The sequence below is a fragment of the Pseudochelatococcus sp. B33 genome, from assembly GCF_053570585.1.
Genome location: NZ_JBSEFH010000016.1, coordinates 1 through 19,229 on the forward strand (window position 1 = coordinate 1; position 19,229 = coordinate 19,229).

The window sequence follows — 19,229 nt, forward strand, 5'->3', positions numbered from 1 at the left end:
CTTGAGCTGTCGCAATTGCACTCGTTTTAATTCGAACCTTTACGGATTCCGGGTGGCGGCAATGTCCGCGAGACCCTGGCCGAAACCGCGCGTTTCCTGTGCAGGCCGCCTCCACCTTCGGCGCAGCCGCCCCCAGCAGCGCGCCCCGCGCGCAACGCTGCCGGAAGTCCAGGGGCAGCCGCCGGATTCCCCAAAACTAAAGTCGTACGTGTTGATTCAGCGCAATCTCTAAAACTCAGAACGGTTATAAGCTGGAATCATTTAATTGTTCACGGACTGGAATGGTTCAATAACGGAGAGCCATCATGCGCACCCACCTCGTACTTCTGCTTTCTTGTACCTTCCTTGCCGGCGCCCCGGCGCTCGCCCAGCAATCCATCGATGTGGAGGAATTGCGCGCTACCGCGCAGAGCCTGTTCCAGCCCGTTCCCACGGCCGAGGAAGTCATCAAGGCGCGCAACGTCAGCCAGGAGCAGATCCAGCTCGGTCATTGGCTGTTCTTCGAACCGCGCCTGTCGTCGAGCCAGATCATCACGTGCAACACCTGCCACAGCGTCGGCACGGGCGGTGCCGACAACATCTCGACCTCGATCGGCCACGGCTGGCAGGCCGGCCCGCGCAATTCGCCGACAGTGCTCAACGCAGTCTTCAACATCGCCCAGTTCTGGGACGGCCGTGCCGAGGATCTGGCGGCCCAGGCCAAGGGCCCGGTGCAGGCCAGCGTGGAAATGAACAACACGCCCGGCAAGGTGGAAGAAGTTCTGAAGAGCATCCCGGAATATGTCGATCTCTTCAAGACGGCCTTCCCCGGCGACGACAGCCCTGTCAGCTTCGACAACATGGCCAAGGCCCTGGAAGCGTTCGAAGTGACGCTGGTGACCCCCAACTCGCGCTTTGACCGGTTCCTCACGGGCGAATCGTCGCTGGGCGAGCAGGAACTGGCCGGTCTGGACCTGTTCATCAACAAGGGCTGCGTCGCCTGCCACGGAGGCCAGAACGTCGGCGGCGAAAGCTACCATCCGTTCGGGGTCGTCGAGAGGCCCGGCGCCAATATCCTGCCCGAAAACGACAAGGGCCGCTTCACGGTGACCGAGACGGTCGACGATGAATACGTCTTCCGCGCCGGTCCGCTGCGCAATATCGCGCTCACTGCGCCTTACTTCCACAGCGGCCAGGTGTGGGATCTCGAGCAGGCCGTTGCCATCATGGGCACGAGCCAGTTGGGCGAGGATCTGAACGACGACGAGGTCAAGGCGATCGTCGCCTTCCTGCACACCCTGACCGGCGATCAGCCGCAGGTGGTGTATCCGACGTTGCCTCCGAGCACGAAGGATACACCGCGCCCGGTCGCACCCGGCGGTCGTCCCGGCTGATACTCACGGCCCGCCAGAGCATGTTGTCTTTTCACGAAAACGACAACATGCTCCAACTTCCTAATTTTGAACGATAAGCGCTCTGGGCCCGACGGGAATCGTCAGAGCGGCCCCTTCGCTTCGAGGAAGCAACGGGCCGCTCTCTCGCAAGTTCCTGCGTTTCTTCGTGGTCGCTCAGTCCCGCATCAACGATGCGACAATCTTGAGTTTGCGAATGCGTTCCTCCGTCCAGGGCAAGGAAAGATTGAGCGCTATGAAGTTGCCGAACGAGTTTGTGACAGAGAACATCGGCCCCGGCGGCAGGCTTATCTGATTGGTAAACGCGATTCTTGACGCTTTCATCGAATCGAAGTTACGCGGCCCGCGCACCCAGCACATGAAGCCTCCCATCGGTCGGTGGACGGTGCAGGCAGCAGGGAAATTTTCGGCAATCAGTTGCAGGCCGTGATTGATACGCTCGGCGAGCATTGCCCGCACCTGCCGCAGATGCCGATCGTAGCCGGATTTGATGATGTATTCCGCGATGCCATGCTGGATAATCCCTTCGCCGCTGGAAAGCACCGCCATAAACTGCCGCTGCGTGAGGATCGGCTGATAACGCGGGCTAATGACGCTGCTTACACCGTAGCCGTAGGCCAATAGGCCGCCCAGAGTCGAGAAATGCAGGACCTGGTCCTTGGTGTCGTATTGCTTCAGGGACGACATCGTCTCCCCGCAGTGCGTCAGTTCACCGAAGAGGTCGATTTCAATAATAGGCACGTCCATGCGATTGGCGGTGGTGACCACGCTCTGCATCGTCTCCGCCGAGTATGTGATGCCCGTGGGATAATGATGAACTGGCATCAGAATGCAAGCCTTGACCGGATTGTTATGTAACAGATGCCGAAACTGATCCGCGTCAATTCCGGTCTTGGGATGCGAGTAAATCTCCACTGCGCGCAACTGCCGCCGCTGGAGCGCCGCGAAGACCGGGAAGAAGGACGGGCTTTCTATAAGCACCAGATCGCCGGGTGCGGTCAGAACCTCAATGCAGAGATCCAATCCCTGGATGCCGCGCCCGAGGATCGCAACATCGGCCGGTCGAACGATGATACCCTTCAGCACCGCGCGGCGCGCGATGACTTCCCGCAAGAGCGGATCTCCCTCCGGCGAATCCATTTCCGGAAAGGCGCGACCGCGTACACGGAGAATCTGGCGGATATGCTGATCGATCTTCTGCCGCACGCCGAGATCCCGGCTCGGATAGATCGCGCCAAACGCCTCCAATTCATGACGATGCCAGAGCGAGGTGACCCGAAAGGCCATCTCATCGACCGACACAAGATGATTGGACTGGATTTCGTTGTCCTCTGCCGCCGCATCGGCTGTCGCCTCCAGCTGACTTTCGACGACGAAGAACCCGGAGCGCGGTCGCGCGACGATGATGCCGTCGCCTTCCAAAAGAGAATAGGCATGATGGATGGTCGTCATGCTGAAGCCCGTCAACCTGTGCAGCTTGCGCACTGACGGCAGCTTGTCTCCCGGCTTTAGCGTGTTCGTCTCGATTCGATGACGGATCAGGTCAACAATCTGCTGATAACGCGTGGATGGGGGCTGTGCTGTATCGTCCATGTGTACTGATACGGTTGAGGTCAAACTGCTGCTATCGAAAATCGCTCAAATTGCTTCACTGGGTGAGTCAGGAGATGCGCATCGGACGTGTGTCCGATGTGCTCTGCGAGGTACCTTGTTGGAGGACGAGACATACGGGGCAATCTGCGTTGAAGAAAAAACACAATAACACGATAATATAACATTCGCAATAAAAAACTTAAAACGATCAACTGCACCCTTTCCAGAATTATATTCTGGTAAATATCGGTATTGTGTTGGCACAATATCCATATAAGATTGTATAAATTAAATAACAACTGATAATCAATCAACAAATCAAGGGAGGAGTGTTGACCATGCCGCGTACCTACCTTTTTGCTGCAGTTTCATTGGGGCTCTCGTTGGCTTTCGGTGTGCCTGCCTTGGCGGAATATCCGTCCAAGCCCGTGACGATGGTCGTGCCTTTCGGCCCCGGCGGCGGAAACGACATGGTGGCCCGGTATCTGGCCGATCATCTCGCCAAACTCTGGGGTCAGACGGTCGTCGTCGAAAACAAGCCCGGAGCCGGCACCGCCATCGGCACGGCGTATGTCGCCAACGCAGCCCCGGACGGGCAGACGCTGCTGTTCGTGTCCAATACCTTCACAACGACTGCGGCCGCCCAGGCCAATCTGCCCTACGACGCCGCCACTGATCTTGTTCCTGTCGCCATGTCCGGCAAAGTGCCCATGGGTCTCGTCACCGGTCCCAAGACGCCCGCCAAAACGGTTGCGGAACTCATCGAGGCCGCCAGGAGCAAAGAATTGCTCTATGCGACTTCCGGCCCGGGCACGATCAACCATTTCGGTGCCGAGCTATTCAACGATGTCGCAGGCATCAATGCGCGTCCGGTGCACTACAAGGGCGGCAACGAGGCACTGACCGCCCTGATGGGTGGCGAGATCGATATGTTCTTCAGCAGCTTCCTGCAACTGGAGTCGTTCATCAGTGCCGGTCAGGTGAACGGCCTCATGGTGACAGGCCCCGAGCGCGTGCGGAGTTCGCCCGATCTGCCTACTCCGGCCGAGGCGGGCGTAGGCGGCTCTGAAGTTGAACTATGGTGGGGCGTATTCGCTCCGGCCGACACGCCGCCCGAGACGGTCGCCATGATCAACGATCGGGTGAACGAGATCATGCAGTCGGACGAGACCAGGGAGTTCCTCGCCAAGAACGGCGCTACGCCGACCGTGATGACCGCGGACGAATTCGCGGCTGCCGTCAGCGATGAACTGACGAAGTGGAAGGAGATCGCGAGCAAGGCAGATCTGGGCCTGGAGGCGCAATAGCCAACCCGTCCGTGCAGGAGCCTCGCGCATCATCGCGCATGCGCGAAGCCCATACGGAAGACATCATACGGAAGACATCGGGCATGAAAATCAGAAATCAGACAGACACTGCCTCCGGCCTGTTTTTCATCATTCTCGGCGGCGGGTTCGCCGCTGGCGCTTCGAACTACCGCCTGGGAAGCGCAGCCAACATGGGACCGGGCTATTTCCCCTTCTGGGTGGGGCTCGCTCTGGCCGCGATCGGTGCCGTGGTGCTCATACATGCCTTCAGGGATCCTCAGCCGAAGCCGATAAGCGCCTGGGACATCCGCGGTCTGCTGCTTGTCCTGCTTTCGGTCGTTCTGTTCGGCCTGCTTATCCGGACTGCCGGCCTTGTCGTGACCATCAGCCTCGTCGCCCTCGTGTCGAGCTTTGCCGGGCGCGACGTCACGTGGAAAGCGACGCTTGTTACCATTGCCGTCGCTCTGGTGATCAGCGTCGCGATATTCAGCTACATTCTGGGGCTGCAGATCCCGGTATGGCCGACCCTTTTCGGTGATTGAGCGCAGCGATGAGCCTTATCGAGAATCTCGCACTTGGCTTCCAGACCGCCCTTTCGCTGGACAACGTCTTCTATGCGCTGATCGGCTGCGTACTGGGAACAGCCATCGGAGTGCTGCCGGGTCTTGGCCCGCTGGCCACCATCGCGATGCTCCTCCCGTTCACCTACGGCATCGAGCCCGTCGGCGCGCTGGTCATGATGGCCGGCATCTATTACGGCTCCGCCTATGGTGGCTCGACGACCGCGATCCTCGTCAACCTGCCGGGCGAAGCGTCGTCGGTGGTCACGGCGATCGATGGTTATCAGATGGCCCGGCAGGGCCGCGCAGGCGTAGCGCTTGTCACTGCGGCGTTGAGTTCCTTCTTCGCGGGATGTGTCGGCACCCTTGTTCTGGCGACCTTTGCCATCCCGCTCGGGCGGGTCGCGCTGAGTTTCAATTCCCCAGAATACTTTGCCCTGATGGTGCTCGGGCTGGTCGGAGCCGCATCGCTGAGTTTCGGCTCGGCGCTCAAATCCATCGGCATGATCCTGCTGGGCGTGCTGCTGGGGCTCGTTGGCACGGATCTGAACACCGGGGTCATGCGCTACACCTTCGGGTTCCCCGAACTATGGGAGGGAATTGACTTCACCGTCGTCGCCGTCGGCATCTTCGCCTTCGGCGAAGTCATTGCCGGCCTCGCCAACACGCAAGGCGGCAAGAGCCTGCTGACGAAGGACCTCAGGCTCTGGCTGACAAAGGCGGACTTCCTGCGTGCAATACCGGCAACGCTGCGCGGTACGGGACTGGGAGCCGGAGCCGGGCTCCTGCCGGGGGCCGGGCTGTCGATCGCATCCTTCTTCGCCTACGCACTGGAAGCGCGTACATCCAAATACCGTCACGAACTGGGAAAGGGCGCCATCGAGGGCGTCGCATCGCCGGAGGCCGCCAACAACGCGGCTGCTCAGACCGCCTTCGTTCCGACCCTCACGCTCGGCATTCCGGGTAGTCCGACCATGGCGCTGCTGCTCGGCATCATGACCATTCACAACATCCAGCCGGGGCCGATGGTGATGACGACCAACCCCGCGCTGTTCTGGGGGCTGATTGCCTCGATGTGGATCGGCAACGCCATCCTGGTCATCCTCAACCTGCCGCTCGTCAGATTCTGGGTGCGGGTCACAATGGTGCCGTTCCAGTACCTGTTTCCGATCATTCTGGTTGTGTCCTGTATCGGCATTTTCACGCTGCGTTATTCGGCGTTCGACGTGTTGCTGGCGGCTCTGTTCGGGTTGTTCGGCTATCTGCTGCGGAAGATCGACTGTCAACCGGCACCGCTGATGCTGGGGCTGGTTCTCGGGCCGATGCTCGAGGAGAACTTCCGGCGCTCGCTGGTGATCTCCCAGGGCGACATATCGATCTTCTTCGACCGCCCGATCTCGCTGGCTCTCCTGCTCACCGCTGCGTTGCTGATCGTGCTGGCAAGCCTGCCCAAGTTCCGCAGGAAGGCTGATGCGATCATGGCGGAGGAATAGCGTTGCGACCGGTTATACCGCCGGCCGTCCGGCCGGGAATGAACAATGCGCGTGTCACGCCGGATCCGTGGTGCTGGTCCAGCAACAAGGGTGGAACTCATGAGTGAGAGTGTCGATTGGATAGAGGCCGCCTCGGTGGCGGATGCAGCCGAGAGTGAGATGCTCCCCGTGGAACTGAACGGGCGGTCGCTGGCGCTCTATCATGTGAACGGCGAATGGTTTTGCACCGACAACATCTGCTCGCATGCCTATGCGCTGCTCACCGATGGGTGGCTGGACGACTACACCGTGGAATGTCCTCTCCACAACGGCCAGTTCGACATCAGGACAGGCCGCGGTCTGTGCGCGCCGATCGAGGAAGACATCTCCACCTTCCCCGTTCGCGTGGAAGGCGAGAAGGTTCTGGTCGGGCTGCCGGCCGGTGAACGACGGGACTAGGTTGAGGCGAGAATGTCACAGACAGACATCGTCGTCGTTGGCGCAGGGCAGGCGGGAAGCCATGCCGCCATGGCGCTCAGAAACGCCGGCCATCACGGCTCGATCACGCTGGTGGGTGAGGAGAACGAACCACCCTACGAGCGGCCACCTCTGTCCAAGGAGATGCTGACAAGCACTGAAATGCCGGCGCCTGCCCATTTTCACCCGTTAGAACGTTATGGCGAGAAGAAAATTGACCTGATCTGCGGTGTGAGGGTGAGCGCCATCGATCCGGGCCGCCGGGTCGTCTCCCTCGATGATGGTCGGGCGCTGCCCTTTGGAAAGCTCCTGATTGCAACCGGCAGCCGGCCTCGCCGCATGGAGGTGCCGGGCAATGAGCGACTGATCTATCTGAGGAACCTGGAGGACGCCCGCGTTCTCAGACAAAGGCTCAATCCCGGAATCCGGGTTGTATGCATCGGCGCAGGTGTCATAGGCTTGGAAATAGCTTCGGCAGCGATCGCGCGGAACTGCGCCGTGACGGTCATAGAGGCAGGCCAGGGAGCGATGGCGCGATCCGTCAGCACCGAAGTCGGGAAATGGCTGTGCACCCGGCACGAAGAGCATGGTGTGCGTTTCCTGTTCGGCAGCAGCATCGCGGAAATCCGTGAGGAAGGCGTGGTCACAGCGGGCGGACACTTCGTCCCGGCGGATGTCGTCGTTGCGGGGATAGGTACGGAACGCGATACGGCGCTCGCGGCTTCGGCGGAGATCGCGGTAGCCAACGGCATTCTCGTCGACGAGTTCGGCGAAACGACCATTGCCGGCATCTACGCGGCCGGAGACGTAGCGGCATTCTGGTCCGCGCGCCATGGGCGGCACGTGCGGCTCGAAAACTGGCAACATGCCCAGGACCACGGCAGTGCCGTCGGACGGTCCATGGCGGGTCAGCGCGTGCCGTATGATCCGGTTCCCTGGTTCTGGACAGACCAGCACGGCATCAACCTGCAGATGGCGGGTTCGGCGGAGGGGGCCGCATCGGCAGTTGTCAGGGGCTCGACTGCCGACGGAGCGTTTTCGGTATGGACGTTCGACACCGCCGATCTCGTGATCGGGGTGACAGGGATCAATGCCCCGCGTGACGTACGGGCCGGAAGGATGCTCATCCGCAGTCGAAAATATGTCGATCCCGCGCTGATCGCGGATGTGTCGTACCCCGTGCAGACACTTGTGAAGGCGGTGGCGTGATGCTTCGGCACCGCGCAAGGAGCGAGCAGCGCTGGGAGTTCGTTGCTCACAGGCAAGCTGGAGAGTCTTGGAAGGGCTGACGATGACACTGAGACCCATTGATTGCGACGTTCACCCGATGCTGCCCGGCATGAAGGCGCTGCTGCCCTATCTGGAGCCGTACTGGCAGGATCAGGTAACGACGCGCGGTATGGATGCGTTTGACATTACGACCTATCCTCCGAAATACGACATCACCGTGCGGCCCGACTGGCGTCTGAAGGAGGACGGCACCGGCCAGAGGTTCAAGATGTTGCGCGATCAGGTTTTGGGCCGGTTCAATGCATCGGCGGCTATCTGCAACGTCGTCTATGGCGGACAGATCGTCTTCAACGTCTATCTGGCGGCGGCCATCTGCCGGGCCATCAACGACTGGATCGTGGCGGAGTGGCTGGAGCTCGACGACCGTCTGCGAGCGTCGATCGTCATACCCGTGCAGGACACCGAAATGGCCATCGAGGAAATCGAACGGCGCGCCGATGATCCCCGGTTCGTGCAGATCCTGTTTCTGAGCGGCGGCGACACGCCGCTGGGACAGCGCCGATACTGGCCGATCTACCGCGTTGCAGAAAAATACGGCCTGCCGATCGGCATTCATGCGGGACACGCCCACCGCTTCGCACCGACCTACACGGGATGGCCGTCCTTCTATCTGGAAGACCATGCGACGTTGTCGCATGCGATACAGGGACAGCTTCTGAGTCTGGTCTATGAAGGCGTATTCGCAAAATTCCCCGATCTGCGGGTCGTGCTCATGGAGTCGGGGGTATCGTGGCTGCCCAGTTTCATGTGGCGCGCCGACAATACCTGGCGGGCGTTGCGCAGCGAAGTACCATGGGTCGAACAGCCGCCCAGCAGCATCGTGCGCGAGAGGGTTCGGCTGACCATGCAGCCGCTGGACGTGCCGGCCAATGGCACTGTTATCACCGCGCTCTTCGAACAGATCGGCTCGGAGGACATGCTGCTCTATGCCAGCGATTTTCCACATTGGCAGTTCGATGGTGACGCGGTGTTCGCTCCCGGCATTTCCGATGCGCTCAAGCACAAGATCGCCATCGAAAATCCCTTGGCCACCTATGATCGCCTGAGAGGAGTCCAATAATGAACGTTTCGGTTTCCTCCGCCTCGACGAAGGCAGGTCCCCAGACCAAGCCGAAAATCATCGACTGCGACGTGCACCCGCTGCTCAAGCGTCCTGCGGATTTGAAGAAATATCTTGCCAGGGAGTGGCATGCGCATTTCGATGAATACGGAAATTTCCTGCGCATGCCCTATGCGGCCGGCGATCTCTATCCCAAGAGCGCCCCGTTCATCTCGCGTCGTGATGCCTACCCGCCGAGCGGCGGCCCTCCCGGGTCGGATCTCGATTTCATGCGCGAGCAACTGCTCGACCTGTTCGACATCGAGCTCGGCATCCTGCAAGTGCTCTATCCGAACGGCGCCAGCCAGCGAAATCTCGCGTACGGCTCGGCAATCACCAGCGCGCTGAACGATTGGCAGATCGCGGAGTGGATAGAGCCCGAGCCGCGCCTCAAGGGTTCCCTCGTGGTCGGCAACGACAATGTCGAACACGCCGTGGCCGAAATCCACAAGCACGGCGACGACAAGCGTTTCGTCCAGATCTCTTTCTCTCCGCGAAGCATTGAACCGATCGGCAGGCGCAGGTATTGGCCGATCTATCGGGCAGCGGTCGAGCATGATCTGTCCATCGGGTTGCATACGCACGGCCACAACGGCCATCCCTCCGTTCCGGGGGGCGGATGGTGCTCCTACTATGTCGAGCATCATCAACTCGTTTCCATCGGTATGCAGGCGACGCTCGCCAGCCTGATCATGGAAGGCGTGTTCGAAGAGTTCCCGACGCTGCGGGTGATGTTCATCGAAGGCGGTTTCTCCTGGGTGCCGGCCTTTCTATGGCGGCTCGACAGGCTGTGGGAACGGCTGCGTTCGGAAGTGCCGCACGTGAAGCGCAGGCCATCCGATTATGTGAAGATCAATTGCTGGTTCTCGACCCAGCCGATGGAGGACGTAAACGAGCCGGACCATCTGCGTCAGGCCATCGACTGGCTGGGCTGGGACCGTCTGTGCTTCTCGACCGACTATCCGCATTGGGACTTCGACGATCCGCGCTACGCATTTCCTTTCAGGATGTCCAATCAGGAGCAGGCGCTGGTGTTCCGCAACAATGCCCTGCGTTTCATGAATATCCCGGAGGAACCGGCTGCATGAAGAAGATCGTCGTCTGCCGAGTGTCGGAGTTCCCGGAAGGAACCCGCCGTCTCGAGACGATCGCCGGCCGGCCGATCGTCATCTTCAACGTCAAGGGCGAGTTCTTCGCCCTTCTGAACAGATGTCCGCATCAGGCGGCGTCGTTGTGCCACGGTGTTCTCACAGGAGTTGCTGAAAGCTCGGAACCGGGGCTGATCGAATACTCGCGTCAGGGCGAGATGTTGCGCTGCCCTTGGCACGGCTGGGAGTTCGACGTCCGCACGGGTCAGTCCTGGTTCAACCCGTTGCACACCAAGGTCAAGCTGTATCCGACGGAGGTCAGATCGGGCAGCGAACTCATCAAGGGCGACTACAAGGCGGAAACCTTCGAAGTGGAGTTGCGGGATGACTATGTGGTCGTCACCGTATGACACGTTCATTATCGAAGGACGCTAGCTCATTTCATCGAAGCGCGCTCTAGAGGACGGGGGAAGAAATGACTCAGCAACAGAACCCAGACTGGAACGGAAAATATCCCATCGTCGGTCTCAAGATCGACACATCCTTCAACCGCACGCCGGAGGAGAAGGCGAGACGTTTCCATGACTTCTCCGTGCCCGATATCAGCGATTGGGTCGGACTGATGTACACGATGGACGGGCTGTTGAGGCCCGGTTACACGCCGATGCGCAAGCTTGTAGGCCCAGCCTTCACCGTGAAGATGCCGCCCGGCGACAATCTGATGCTGAAGAAGGCGATCACGCTGGCCGAACCCGGAGACGTGCTGGTGGTGGATGCGCGGGGCCACGCCTCCTACTGCTGCGGCGGCGCCGAGATGATGTTGATCGCCAAGAAGCGCGGTGTTGCCGGGATGGTCCTCGATGGGTTCTATCGCGATCTGAACCAGATGAAGTCATTCGACTTTCCCATTTTCTGCCGCGGCGTGCATCCGGCCACGGGACCGAAACGCGGTCCCGGCGAGATCGGCGTTCCGGTCAGTTGCGGAGGTGTCGTGGTGCATGCCGGAGATGTCATCGTCGCCGACGAAGACGGCATCTGTTGCATACCGCAGGATGACGTCGGCGCGGTTATCGAGAAGTGCGGCACTGTCCGCGAATGGAAGGTCGAGGACGACTGGCCGACCGTTGTCGAGGACAATCGGAAGAAAGACGAGTACTACGATTCCGTACTGGCCAGCCGCGGCGTGAAGATCATCAAGTGACCGGCCGCTCCTCCCGGGGCGGCGGCCGCACTACAAGACCAGCACGGGGCTTTTCCATTGGATGAAGACCGTACAGCCGTTCTCCGTCCAGACGCTGTGCTCCGTTCCTTCCGGATTGCAGATGACGGAGCCGGTTTCGTAATAACCACGTTCGTCCGATTGGCTGCCATCGACCGCGACGATGGTTTCGAGCCCGGTATGGCGATGACGCGGGACCAACGTACCGGGTTTGTAGCGCAGAAAGGCCCAGACCGGGCCTTCGGCATCCCGCTGCCGCCACAGGTAATGGACGTCGACCCCGTCTCGGAACGGCTCGTAGGGCAGATCGCGCCACGCACCGCTCAGAAGCGCCGGAAGGGCCTTCGGGTCAGCCATGGAGTGCCTCCAATATCATGTGGGTTTCCGCCGCCCAGCCGACGATGCCCCCCCTGCGCCACGATCATTTCGATCGTGGCGTCGTGAAAAGCGGGGAAGTAGCTCGCTGTCGCGTCCGTTGCGAGCAGGCAGTCGAAGCCGCGGTCGTTCGCCTCGCGCATGGTCGTCTGGACGCAAACCTCGGTGGTGACGCCGGCGAACACCAGTTGCCGGATGTTCCTGTGGCGCAGCACCACCCCGAATTCGGTGCCGTAGAAGGCGCCTTTGCCGGGCTTGTCCACGACGACCTCCGTTCGCAGCGGCGCAAGTTCGGGGATGATATCGGCGCCCGGCTCACCCGCGACGAGCAGCCGCCCCATTGGTCCCGGCTCGCCGATCCGCAGTGCCGGTTGGCCGCGATCCCGTTTTGCCGGAGGCAGGTCGCTCAGATCCGGGTGGTGACATTCACGCGTATGCAGGACAGGCAGGCCCGCGCGCCGGAACCCGCCGATCAGACGGGCCACCGTGGGCACGATGCGGCGCAACTGCGAGACATCGTTGCCAAGCGACGCGCCGAAACCGCCTTCTTCGAGGAAATCGCGCTGCATGTCGATGACGACAAGCGCCAGGGTCTCGCGTTCGAACGGGAAGGGGAAAGGTCGCGCAGGGATTGTATCAGTGATCGTATCAGTGATCGTATTCATGCCGTATGCCCCGCCATGTAGCGGCCAAGGATCGCGGGATCCGCTCCGGTGGCCGAGGTCTGCCAGGCGACAGGCCGTCGGCCATCACCACGATCCTGTCGGAAAGTTCGAGGATTTCGTCCAGATCCTCGCTGATCAGCAGCACTGCCGTACCGGTATTGCGAACCTGGACAATGCGGTCCCGGATCGCGCGTGCAGCCGAGAAATCGAGACCGAAACACGGGTTTGCGACCACCAGCAGCGAACACATTCCCGCTCAGTTCCCGCGCCAGCGCCACACGCTGGACATTGCCGCCGGAAAGGTCGCGCACCGGAGTGTGCGGGTTGCGGGTCCGGATGTCGAAATTCCGGATCAATTCGTTCGCCCGGCGCATTATCCGGCGGCGATCGAGCAGGAACCGGCGCCCGTCACCGTCGAAGTCGCGCAGTGCAAGGTTATCCGCAACGCTCATCCGCGGGGCGCAGGCATTCAACAGCGGCTCTTCGGGCAGACATCGGTGGTGATGCCGGTCAGCACGATGTTCTCGATACCATGCAGACGCAGGACCAGTTCGAGATCGGTTGCGCAGAAGCTGCCCTTGCCCGGCTTGTCAATGATCGCCTCTCCCGGGAGGCAGCCTTTCGAAGATGGGGGAGCCGAATTCCTCTTCGAAGCGCTGGATCCGCCGGTTCAGTGCCGAAGCTGTGATGTTCATGTCATCGGCGGCTTTTCGTATCGAGCCGGCCCGCATGATCGCTTCGATATATCTGAAATCCTGAAGATGCTTCATCGCGGCCTCCCGAGCGGTGCATTGAATGCACCTGTTTTATGAAAAATTAGCAATAGAGATTTCGCTCGGAACACTCCACAACCGCGGAATAAAGCGTTTTCAAGCAAAGTGGGTACTGGTTTGCGTGAAGAAAACGCGTTAAATTAAAAAGTTAAATCATTTCTGCGTTTCAACGAAACGCAGAAATGATTTAGGCAAGGAGAGCATCGAATGAGCATTCCGTTGACGCTGCGGGAACTGAAGGCTGTCTATGCTGCGGGCGTTTCGCCGGAAGAGCTCGTCCGGCAGGTCTATGCGCGCATCGCGGAAGTTGCCGATCCGGGGATCTTCATCAGTCTGCGGGACGAGGCGGATGTTCTCTCCGATACCCGGGCATTGGGCGCTTATGATCCTGCGCTACCGCTTTGGGGCGTTCCCTTCGCGGTGAAGGACAACATCGATGTCGCGGGATTGCCGACGACCGCCGCCTGCCCGGCGTGGCGCAATGAACCGGCTGCGGACGCCTTCGTCGTTTCCCTGCTGCGTCAGGCCGGAGCGCTGGTGATCGGCAAGACCAACCTCGATCAGTTCGCGACCGGGCTGGTCGGCGTCCGCACGCCTTATGTGCCCCCGAAGAATGCGCTCGATCCCGAGATCGTGCCCGGCGGATCTTCCAGCGGTTCGGCCGTGGCCGTTGCCCACGGCATCGTCAGCTTCGCACTGGGCACCGATACCGCCGGATCCGGCCGCGTTCCTGCGGCATTGAACAATATCGTCGGGCTCAAGCCGTCGCTCGGCGCATGGTCGGCGCGGGGATCCGTCCCGGCCTGCCGCTCGATCGAAACGATCTCGGTCTTCGCACTGACGGTAGAGGACGCCTATGCCGTCTACCGTGTCGGTGCCGTCTACGATGCGGAAGATGCCTATGCCAGGCCGATACTGGCCGGCGATCTGTTCAAGGTCCGTCCGGGGCTGCGCATCGGCGTCCCGGACGGAACGAGTCTGCGCTTCTTCGGGGATCGGGTTCAGGCCGCCTCCTTTGCTGCGAGTCTCGACCTTTTGCACGAAGAGGGGCATGAGATCGTTCCGGTGGACTTTACCCCGTTCTATGACATCGCGAACATGCTTTACGAAGGTGCCTGGGTCGCGGAACGCAACAGCGTGATCGCGGACCTCATGGTCTCGGATCCGGAGGCGATCCTCCCTGTCATCCGCCAGATCATCGGCAAGGCGGGGACGTTTTCGGCAACAGACGCGTTCCGCGGGTTCTACCGATTGCAGGAGTTGAAACGGCGCGTCGAACCCGTTCTGGCTGCCCTCGACTTGCTCTGCGTGCCGAGCGTCCCGACTTTCTATACCGTAGCCGATCTGGAAGCCGATCCGGTAACGCCGAACACGAAGCTGGGCACCTATACGAATTTCGTGAACCTGATGGACATGTGCGGACTGGCCGTTCCGACGCCAGCGCGTACGGACGGGCGTCCCGGCAGCGTCACCTTGCTGGCGCGTTCCGGTCAGGATGCGCTGCTGGCGAGCGTTTCCGGCTGCCTTGAGCGCGCAGGCAAACGCAGCCTCGGTGCGACCGGATGGTGCTTGCCGGACCGTCTTCCCGCCTCCGATCTGCCTGAGGGGTTCATGAAACTCGCGGTCTGCGGCGCGCATCTGTCGGGCTTGCCATTGAACCCGCAGCTGACCTCGCGCGGGGCGTATCTGCTCGAAGCCACGCGCTCGGCGCCGTTCTATCGCTTCTATGCCCTCGCAGGAGAGGGGCAAGCACGTCCGGGGATGATCCATACCTCGGAACGCCAGAGCGCGGGGATCGCGCTCGAAGTCTGGGCGATGCCCCTTGCGCGGGTGGGCGATTTCCTTGCCGGCATCCCGGCGCCGCTCGGACTTGGCAAGGTGATCCTGGCGAGCGGCGAGGTGGTCTGCGGCTTCATCTGCGAAGCAAGCGGAGCTGAAAATGCCACAGACATCACCGGCGTGGCAAAAGTGGGAACCGGTTTTGCATCCGGAATTGCGTAAAAACAAAGAGATAGAGCATTTCTCTCTGTTTCAACGAAAAGAAGAAGTGCTCTAGAGCGCTTTCCGATCAAATGGAATCATTTGATCGATCAGAATTCGCTCCAATCAAAGAAGCGCAGAGTAATAGCCGATCCAATCAGATCGGCTATTACTCTAGCCGGCGTAGATCATCGTCTCGACCGGAACGGCCGACGCCAAGATGCCCCTGTCGGTGAACAGATCGAAGAAGGTCTGGAAATAGCCGATGCTTGTCGAATCCAGCTCGTCATACATCGCATAATCGGACATGGGCACCCGCGCGGCAACCTCGCCTTTCAGCGGGGTATAGCCCGCGAAATACTGCCGGGCCTCGTCGGGATTGCCGCGGACGAATTCGACGCCGCGGCGATAGGCCGCGATATAGGCCCCGGCGGTATCGGGATAGGCGTCGATGAATGCCGAAGTAAGGCTCGCCGCGCCTCCATCCCAGGGCGCCAGCGGGTCGCCGAGGATATATTTGGAGATGACGCCGGCCTTGAGGATGCGTGTCGTGCCGTTGACCGTGCCGACCGTCTCTTGCGGTTCGAGCGAATAGGCGCCGCTGATCTGCCCTGCGACGATCGCCCCGACATGCTGGGGAAACGGCAATTCGACCACATTGGCGCCGGCGGCCCCGCCGCGCTCGAACACCAGCCGCGCCAGCGTCATGTTCTGTATCCCGGGTCCGCCCGCGACGGTCAGGCCAGCCAGATCGGCGATCGTCTGATGGTCGCTGCCCGCCGGAACCAGGACTTGATCGAGGACGAACTTGGCATTTGTCGGGTTCGTGCAGATCAATTTGAGCAGTCCCGGCTGGGCGAGTTCCCCAGGCGCAAGATTGGCAGACGCGGTGCCATTGGCGCTTCCGTCGCACCGCCCGGCGAGGATGGCCTCGACGATCTGCTGCGCGGTAGCGTAATTCTGCCTGCGTCTTTACACGCACCGCCCGGAACCAGCCGGTGCGCATGGTGTTGGCGATCCTGCGCGCATCGCTGCGGTCGGCCCGCCCGGCAGTCGCGCGACAGCTTGGACGCGTACAGCTTCGGTCCCTCATGGAGCGACGCCTCATCCGGTAACCGGCGAGGTTTCGCAGCGCCGGAGAACTCGATGACCGTCGCGGCGTGAGACTGACGCTACAACCCCAGTGAGGTCAGGCCCGGGTGGTCGTCCGGGCGTCGGCCGAGCGGCCAATGGAACTTGCGCTCGGTCTCGGCGATGGGCAGATCGTTGATCGAGGCGAAGCGGCGGCGCATCAGGCCCCGGGCATCGAACTCCCAGTTCTCGTTGCCGTATGAACGGAACCAGTTGCCGCTGTCGTCGTGCCATTCATAGGCGAAGCGCACGGCGATGCGGTCGCCGCCGAAGGCCCAAAGTTCCTTGATGAGGCGGTAGTCGAGCTCCTTCGCCCATTTACGGGTCAGGAAGGCGACGATCTCCTCACGGCCGCACGGAAATTCGGCGCGGTTCCGCCATTCGCTGTCAGGCGTGTAGACCTGCGAGACACGCTGTGGATCGCGGCTGTTCCAGCCGTCCTCCGCCATGCGCACCTTCGCCGTTGCGGTCTCGAATGTGAAAGGTGGAACAAGATTCATCGGTTCTGTCATCCAATTAGGAGCGCCGCTGCGAGGGCGGCGCGATGGTACGCTATTCCTTGAAGCCGTACTCCGGCACATTGCCGGATGCGCCGTAGTACTTGTAAGGCAGGAACTTGCCGGACATCACCAGCTTGACGCGGTCGCCCTTGGGATTGGGCAGGCGCTCCATCGTCATGTCGAAGTCGATGGCCGACATGATGCCATCGCCATACTCCTCCTCGATCAGGGCCTTCCAGGCCGGCCCGTTCACCATCACCAGCTCGTAGAAGCGGTAGATGAGCGGGTCGGTCGGCGGCATTGGCATGCCGCGCATCGGCGTCTCGTTCAGCATGGCGATCTCGGCCTTCGACAGGCCGAACAGCTCGCCGGCTTTCGCCGCCTGCGGCTTGGTCAACTTCATCTGGCCGAGAATGGCGCCGACGACCAACACCTCCGAATAGCCCCCTATCCGCTCGCATATGTGTTTCCACGACCAGCCGTTCTCACGCTTGATGTCGAGCAGTTTCTCAGTGAGGTCTTCACGCTTCATGTCCGTCTCCGTTTTGTGAGAGTTGCGTTGGATCAGGCCCGCACGCCTGCGATGCGGTGCAGCGCAGGTGCCCGCTCCTCCTCGGGCTCGGTGCCCGGCGAGACGAGGGGAACGCTGCGCGGGTCGTGGGCCGGGTTGGCCGCCCGGAAGGTGCGGCTGCGGGTGACCAGGAAGTCGACGATGTGGTTGCGCACCGGGTAGTAGGCCGGGTGCTTGTGGAGATCGATGCGCGACCGCTCCTTCGGCAGCGGGTTCTGGATGATCTCGGCGAGCACCGCCCCCGGCCCGTTGGTCATCAGGAAGATCTTGTCGGCGAGGAAGATCGCCTCGTCGACGTCGTGGGTGATCATGAAGGACGTCTGGCCGGTCTCCAGGCAGATGCGTCTCACCTCGTCCTGCAAGGTTCCGCGCGTCAGTGCGTCGAGCGCCGAGAACGGTTCGTCCATCAGCAGGATCTTGGGCGTGATGGACAGCGCCCTGGCGATGCCCACCCGCTGCTTCATGCCTCCGGACAGTTCCGACGGGCGCTTGTGTTCCGAGCCGCCGAGCCCGACCAGTTCGATGAATTGCCGGGCGTGCTCCCTGACTTGCGTCGCGGACCACGACGGCCATTTCGACGTCACGGCGAAAGAGACGTTTCCGAGCACGGTCCGCCAGGGCAGCAGCGCATGGCTCTGGAAGATGACGGCGCGGTCGAGGCTGGTGCCCGAGATCGCCTTGCCGTCGACGATGACCGTGCCCTCGCTGGGCGCATCGAGGCCGGCGAGAATGTTGAGCACCGTCGTCTTGCCGCAACCCGAATGGCCGATCATGCAGCCAAACTCGCCACGGTCGAGCGACAGCCAGAGATCCTCGAAGACGGTGGCGGTCCGGCCCGCAGCCTTGCCCGGATAGCGGCGGGCGATGCCCTCGATCGAGATGAACTTGCTCATCGGCTTCACTCCGGGAAGGTGACCATGCGCGTCGCCCGGCCGAGCAGTTGGTCGAAGAGCATGCCGACGAGGCCGATCACGAGGATTGCGATGATGACATTGGTGATGGAAAGGTTGTTCCACTCGTTCCAGACGAAATAGCCGATGCCGGTGCCGCCCACGAGCATCTCGGCTGCGACGATGACCAGCCAGGCGATGCCGATCGAGATCCGCATGCCGGTCAAGATCGTCGGCGCGGCCGCCGGGAGGATGACGGTGAAGGCGCGGCGCAGCGTGCCGACCTCCAGCGTCCGGGCGACGTTGATCCATTCCGTCCGTACCGAGGCGACGCCGAAGGCGGTGTTGATCAGCATCGGCCAGACGGCGCAGATGAAAATGACGAAGATCGCCGAGAGGCCCGAATCCTTGATCGTGTAGAGGGCGAGCGGCATCCAGGCGAGCGGCGAGATCGGCTTCAGCACCTGGATGAACGGGTCGGTCGCCCGGCCGATGAGCGGCGACATTCCGATCAGGAAGCCGAGCGGGATCGCCACGGCCACGGCGAGCATGTATCCGAGCAGGACACGGGCGATCGAATAGGCGAGTTGGATGCCGAGCCCCTTGTCGTTCGGTCCGTTGTCGTAGAACGGGTTGATCAGATGCTCCCAGAGCTGCCGGCCCACGTCGAGCGGACCGGGCATGGCCGATGCGCCCTGGGTGACCTGGATGCCCATCAGCCTTGCGTATTCGGGGTCCATGTCGGCCGCTGCGCTGCCGCCCCGTGTGGCGGCATGCCAGACGACGAGGAAGACGACAAGGATTGCGACCGAGAGGAGTGCCGCGCGCAACTTGAGGGAGGCGGCCAT

General features: G+C 61.5%; 18 protein-coding genes and 2 pseudogenes. 11 read left to right on the forward strand and 9 right to left on the reverse strand.

Annotated elements, in window-relative coordinates; all coding sequences use genetic code 11:
- Positions 1–305 precede the first annotated feature (305 nt).
- Positions 306–1,373 (forward strand): cytochrome-c peroxidase, encoded by a 1,068-nt coding sequence (locus ACUSIJ_RS17855; protein ID WP_449309774.1) that lies wholly within the window; start codon positions 306–308, stop codon positions 1,371–1,373.
- Positions 1,374–1,547: 174 nt separating this feature from the next.
- Here the strand turns inward: ACUSIJ_RS17855 and ACUSIJ_RS17860 are convergent, their stop codons facing one another.
- Complete coding sequence (locus ACUSIJ_RS17860; protein ID WP_449309775.1) at positions 1,548–2,984, reverse strand: aminotransferase-like domain-containing protein; 1,437 nt, start codon at positions 2,982–2,984, stop codon at positions 1,548–1,550.
- A 338-nt stretch (positions 2,985–3,322) separates the two neighbouring features.
- Here ACUSIJ_RS17860 and ACUSIJ_RS17865 point away from each other — a divergent pair, with 338 nt between their 5' ends.
- From ACUSIJ_RS17865 to ACUSIJ_RS17905, 9 genes are all read left to right on the forward strand, one after another.
- Complete coding sequence (locus ACUSIJ_RS17865; RefSeq protein WP_449309899.1) at positions 3,323–4,291, forward strand: Bug family tripartite tricarboxylate transporter substrate binding protein; 969 nt, start codon at positions 3,323–3,325, stop codon at positions 4,289–4,291.
- Positions 4,292–4,374: 83 nt separating this feature from the next.
- The gene (locus ACUSIJ_RS17870; RefSeq protein ID WP_449309776.1) at positions 4,375–4,833 is read left to right on the forward strand and encodes a tripartite tricarboxylate transporter TctB family protein; all 459 of its coding nucleotides are present in this window, start codon (positions 4,375–4,377) and stop codon (positions 4,831–4,833) included.
- 8 nt (positions 4,834–4,841) lie between these two features.
- Complete coding sequence (locus tag ACUSIJ_RS17875; protein ID WP_449309777.1) at positions 4,842–6,344, forward strand: tripartite tricarboxylate transporter permease; 1,503 nt, start codon at positions 4,842–4,844, stop codon at positions 6,342–6,344.
- 99 nt (positions 6,345–6,443) lie between these two features.
- Positions 6,444–6,782 (forward strand): non-heme iron oxygenase ferredoxin subunit, encoded by a 339-nt coding sequence (locus ACUSIJ_RS17880; protein WP_449309778.1) that lies wholly within the window; start codon positions 6,444–6,446, stop codon positions 6,780–6,782.
- A gap of 12 nt (positions 6,783–6,794) precedes the next feature.
- Entirely contained in the window at positions 6,795–8,009 is a 1,215-nt protein-coding gene (locus ACUSIJ_RS17885) for an NAD(P)/FAD-dependent oxidoreductase (protein WP_449309779.1), read from the forward strand.
- A gap of 82 nt (positions 8,010–8,091) precedes the next feature.
- Complete coding sequence (locus tag ACUSIJ_RS17890; protein ID WP_449309780.1) at positions 8,092–9,150, forward strand: amidohydrolase family protein; 1,059 nt, start codon at positions 8,092–8,094, stop codon at positions 9,148–9,150.
- The gene (locus ACUSIJ_RS17895) at positions 9,150–10,277 is read left to right on the forward strand and encodes an amidohydrolase family protein (protein WP_449309781.1); all 1,128 of its coding nucleotides are present in this window, start codon (positions 9,150–9,152) and stop codon (positions 10,275–10,277) included. The genes ACUSIJ_RS17890 and ACUSIJ_RS17895 overlap by 1 nt, the downstream gene beginning before the upstream one ends.
- The gene (locus ACUSIJ_RS17900; RefSeq protein ID WP_449309782.1) at positions 10,274–10,687 is read left to right on the forward strand and encodes a Rieske (2Fe-2S) protein; all 414 of its coding nucleotides are present in this window, start codon (positions 10,274–10,276) and stop codon (positions 10,685–10,687) included. The genes ACUSIJ_RS17895 and ACUSIJ_RS17900 overlap by 4 nt, the downstream gene beginning before the upstream one ends.
- 65 nt (positions 10,688–10,752) lie before the next feature.
- On the forward strand, positions 10,753–11,478 hold the full coding sequence (locus ACUSIJ_RS17905) for an RraA family protein (RefSeq protein WP_449309783.1): 726 nt from the start codon (positions 10,753–10,755) through the stop codon (positions 11,476–11,478).
- A gap of 30 nt (positions 11,479–11,508) precedes the next feature.
- On the opposite strand, the gene ACUSIJ_RS17910 is transcribed toward ACUSIJ_RS17905, so the two are convergent.
- The 3 genes and pseudogenes from ACUSIJ_RS17910 to ACUSIJ_RS17920 all read right to left on the reverse strand — a co-directional run.
- Positions 11,509–11,853, reverse strand: coding sequence for a cupin domain-containing protein (locus tag ACUSIJ_RS17910; RefSeq protein WP_449309784.1), 345 nt, complete (start codon positions 11,851–11,853; stop codon positions 11,509–11,511).
- Positions 11,846–12,536, reverse strand: a pseudogene (locus tag ACUSIJ_RS17915) (cysteine hydrolase family protein). The gene ACUSIJ_RS17910 and the pseudogene ACUSIJ_RS17915 overlap by 8 nt, the downstream one beginning before the upstream one ends.
- A gap of 487 nt (positions 12,537–13,023) precedes the next feature.
- A pseudogene (locus ACUSIJ_RS17920) lies at positions 13,024–13,149 on the reverse strand (cysteine hydrolase family protein); the annotation flags it as partial.
- Between the two features lie 367 nt (positions 13,150–13,516).
- Here ACUSIJ_RS17920 and atzF point away from each other — a divergent pair.
- Positions 13,517–15,310, forward strand: a complete 1,794-nt coding sequence (gene atzF, locus ACUSIJ_RS17925) for an allophanate hydrolase (protein ID WP_449309785.1) — start codon at positions 13,517–13,519, stop codon at positions 15,308–15,310.
- Positions 15,311–15,463: 153 nt separating this feature from the next.
- Here atzF and ACUSIJ_RS17930 read toward each other — a convergent pair whose 3' ends face one another.
- The 5 genes from ACUSIJ_RS17930 to ntrB all read right to left on the reverse strand — a co-directional run bounded on the left by ACUSIJ_RS17930 (position 15,464) and on the right by ntrB (position 19,229).
- On the reverse strand, positions 15,464–16,126 hold the full coding sequence (locus ACUSIJ_RS17930; RefSeq protein WP_449309786.1) for an ABC transporter substrate-binding protein: 663 nt from the start codon (positions 16,124–16,126) through the stop codon (positions 15,464–15,466).
- A 335-nt stretch (positions 16,127–16,461) separates the two neighbouring features.
- A complete protein-coding gene (locus ACUSIJ_RS17935) occupies positions 16,462–16,920 on the reverse strand; it encodes a nuclear transport factor 2 family protein (protein ID WP_449309787.1) in 459 nt (152 codons plus the stop codon).
- A gap of 52 nt (positions 16,921–16,972) precedes the next feature.
- Entirely contained in the window at positions 16,973–17,452 is a 480-nt protein-coding gene (cynS, locus tag ACUSIJ_RS17940) for a cyanase (protein ID WP_449309788.1), read from the reverse strand.
- A gap of 32 nt (positions 17,453–17,484) precedes the next feature.
- Positions 17,485–18,384 carry an ABC transporter ATP-binding protein gene (locus ACUSIJ_RS17945; protein ID WP_449309789.1) on the reverse strand — a complete coding sequence of 300 codons (900 nt, stop codon included), beginning with the start codon at positions 18,382–18,384 and terminating at the stop codon, positions 17,485–17,487.
- A 5-nt stretch (positions 18,385–18,389) separates the two neighbouring features.
- Positions 18,390–19,229, reverse strand: coding sequence for a nitrate ABC transporter permease (gene ntrB, locus ACUSIJ_RS17950; RefSeq protein ID WP_449309790.1), 840 nt, complete (start codon positions 19,227–19,229; stop codon positions 18,390–18,392).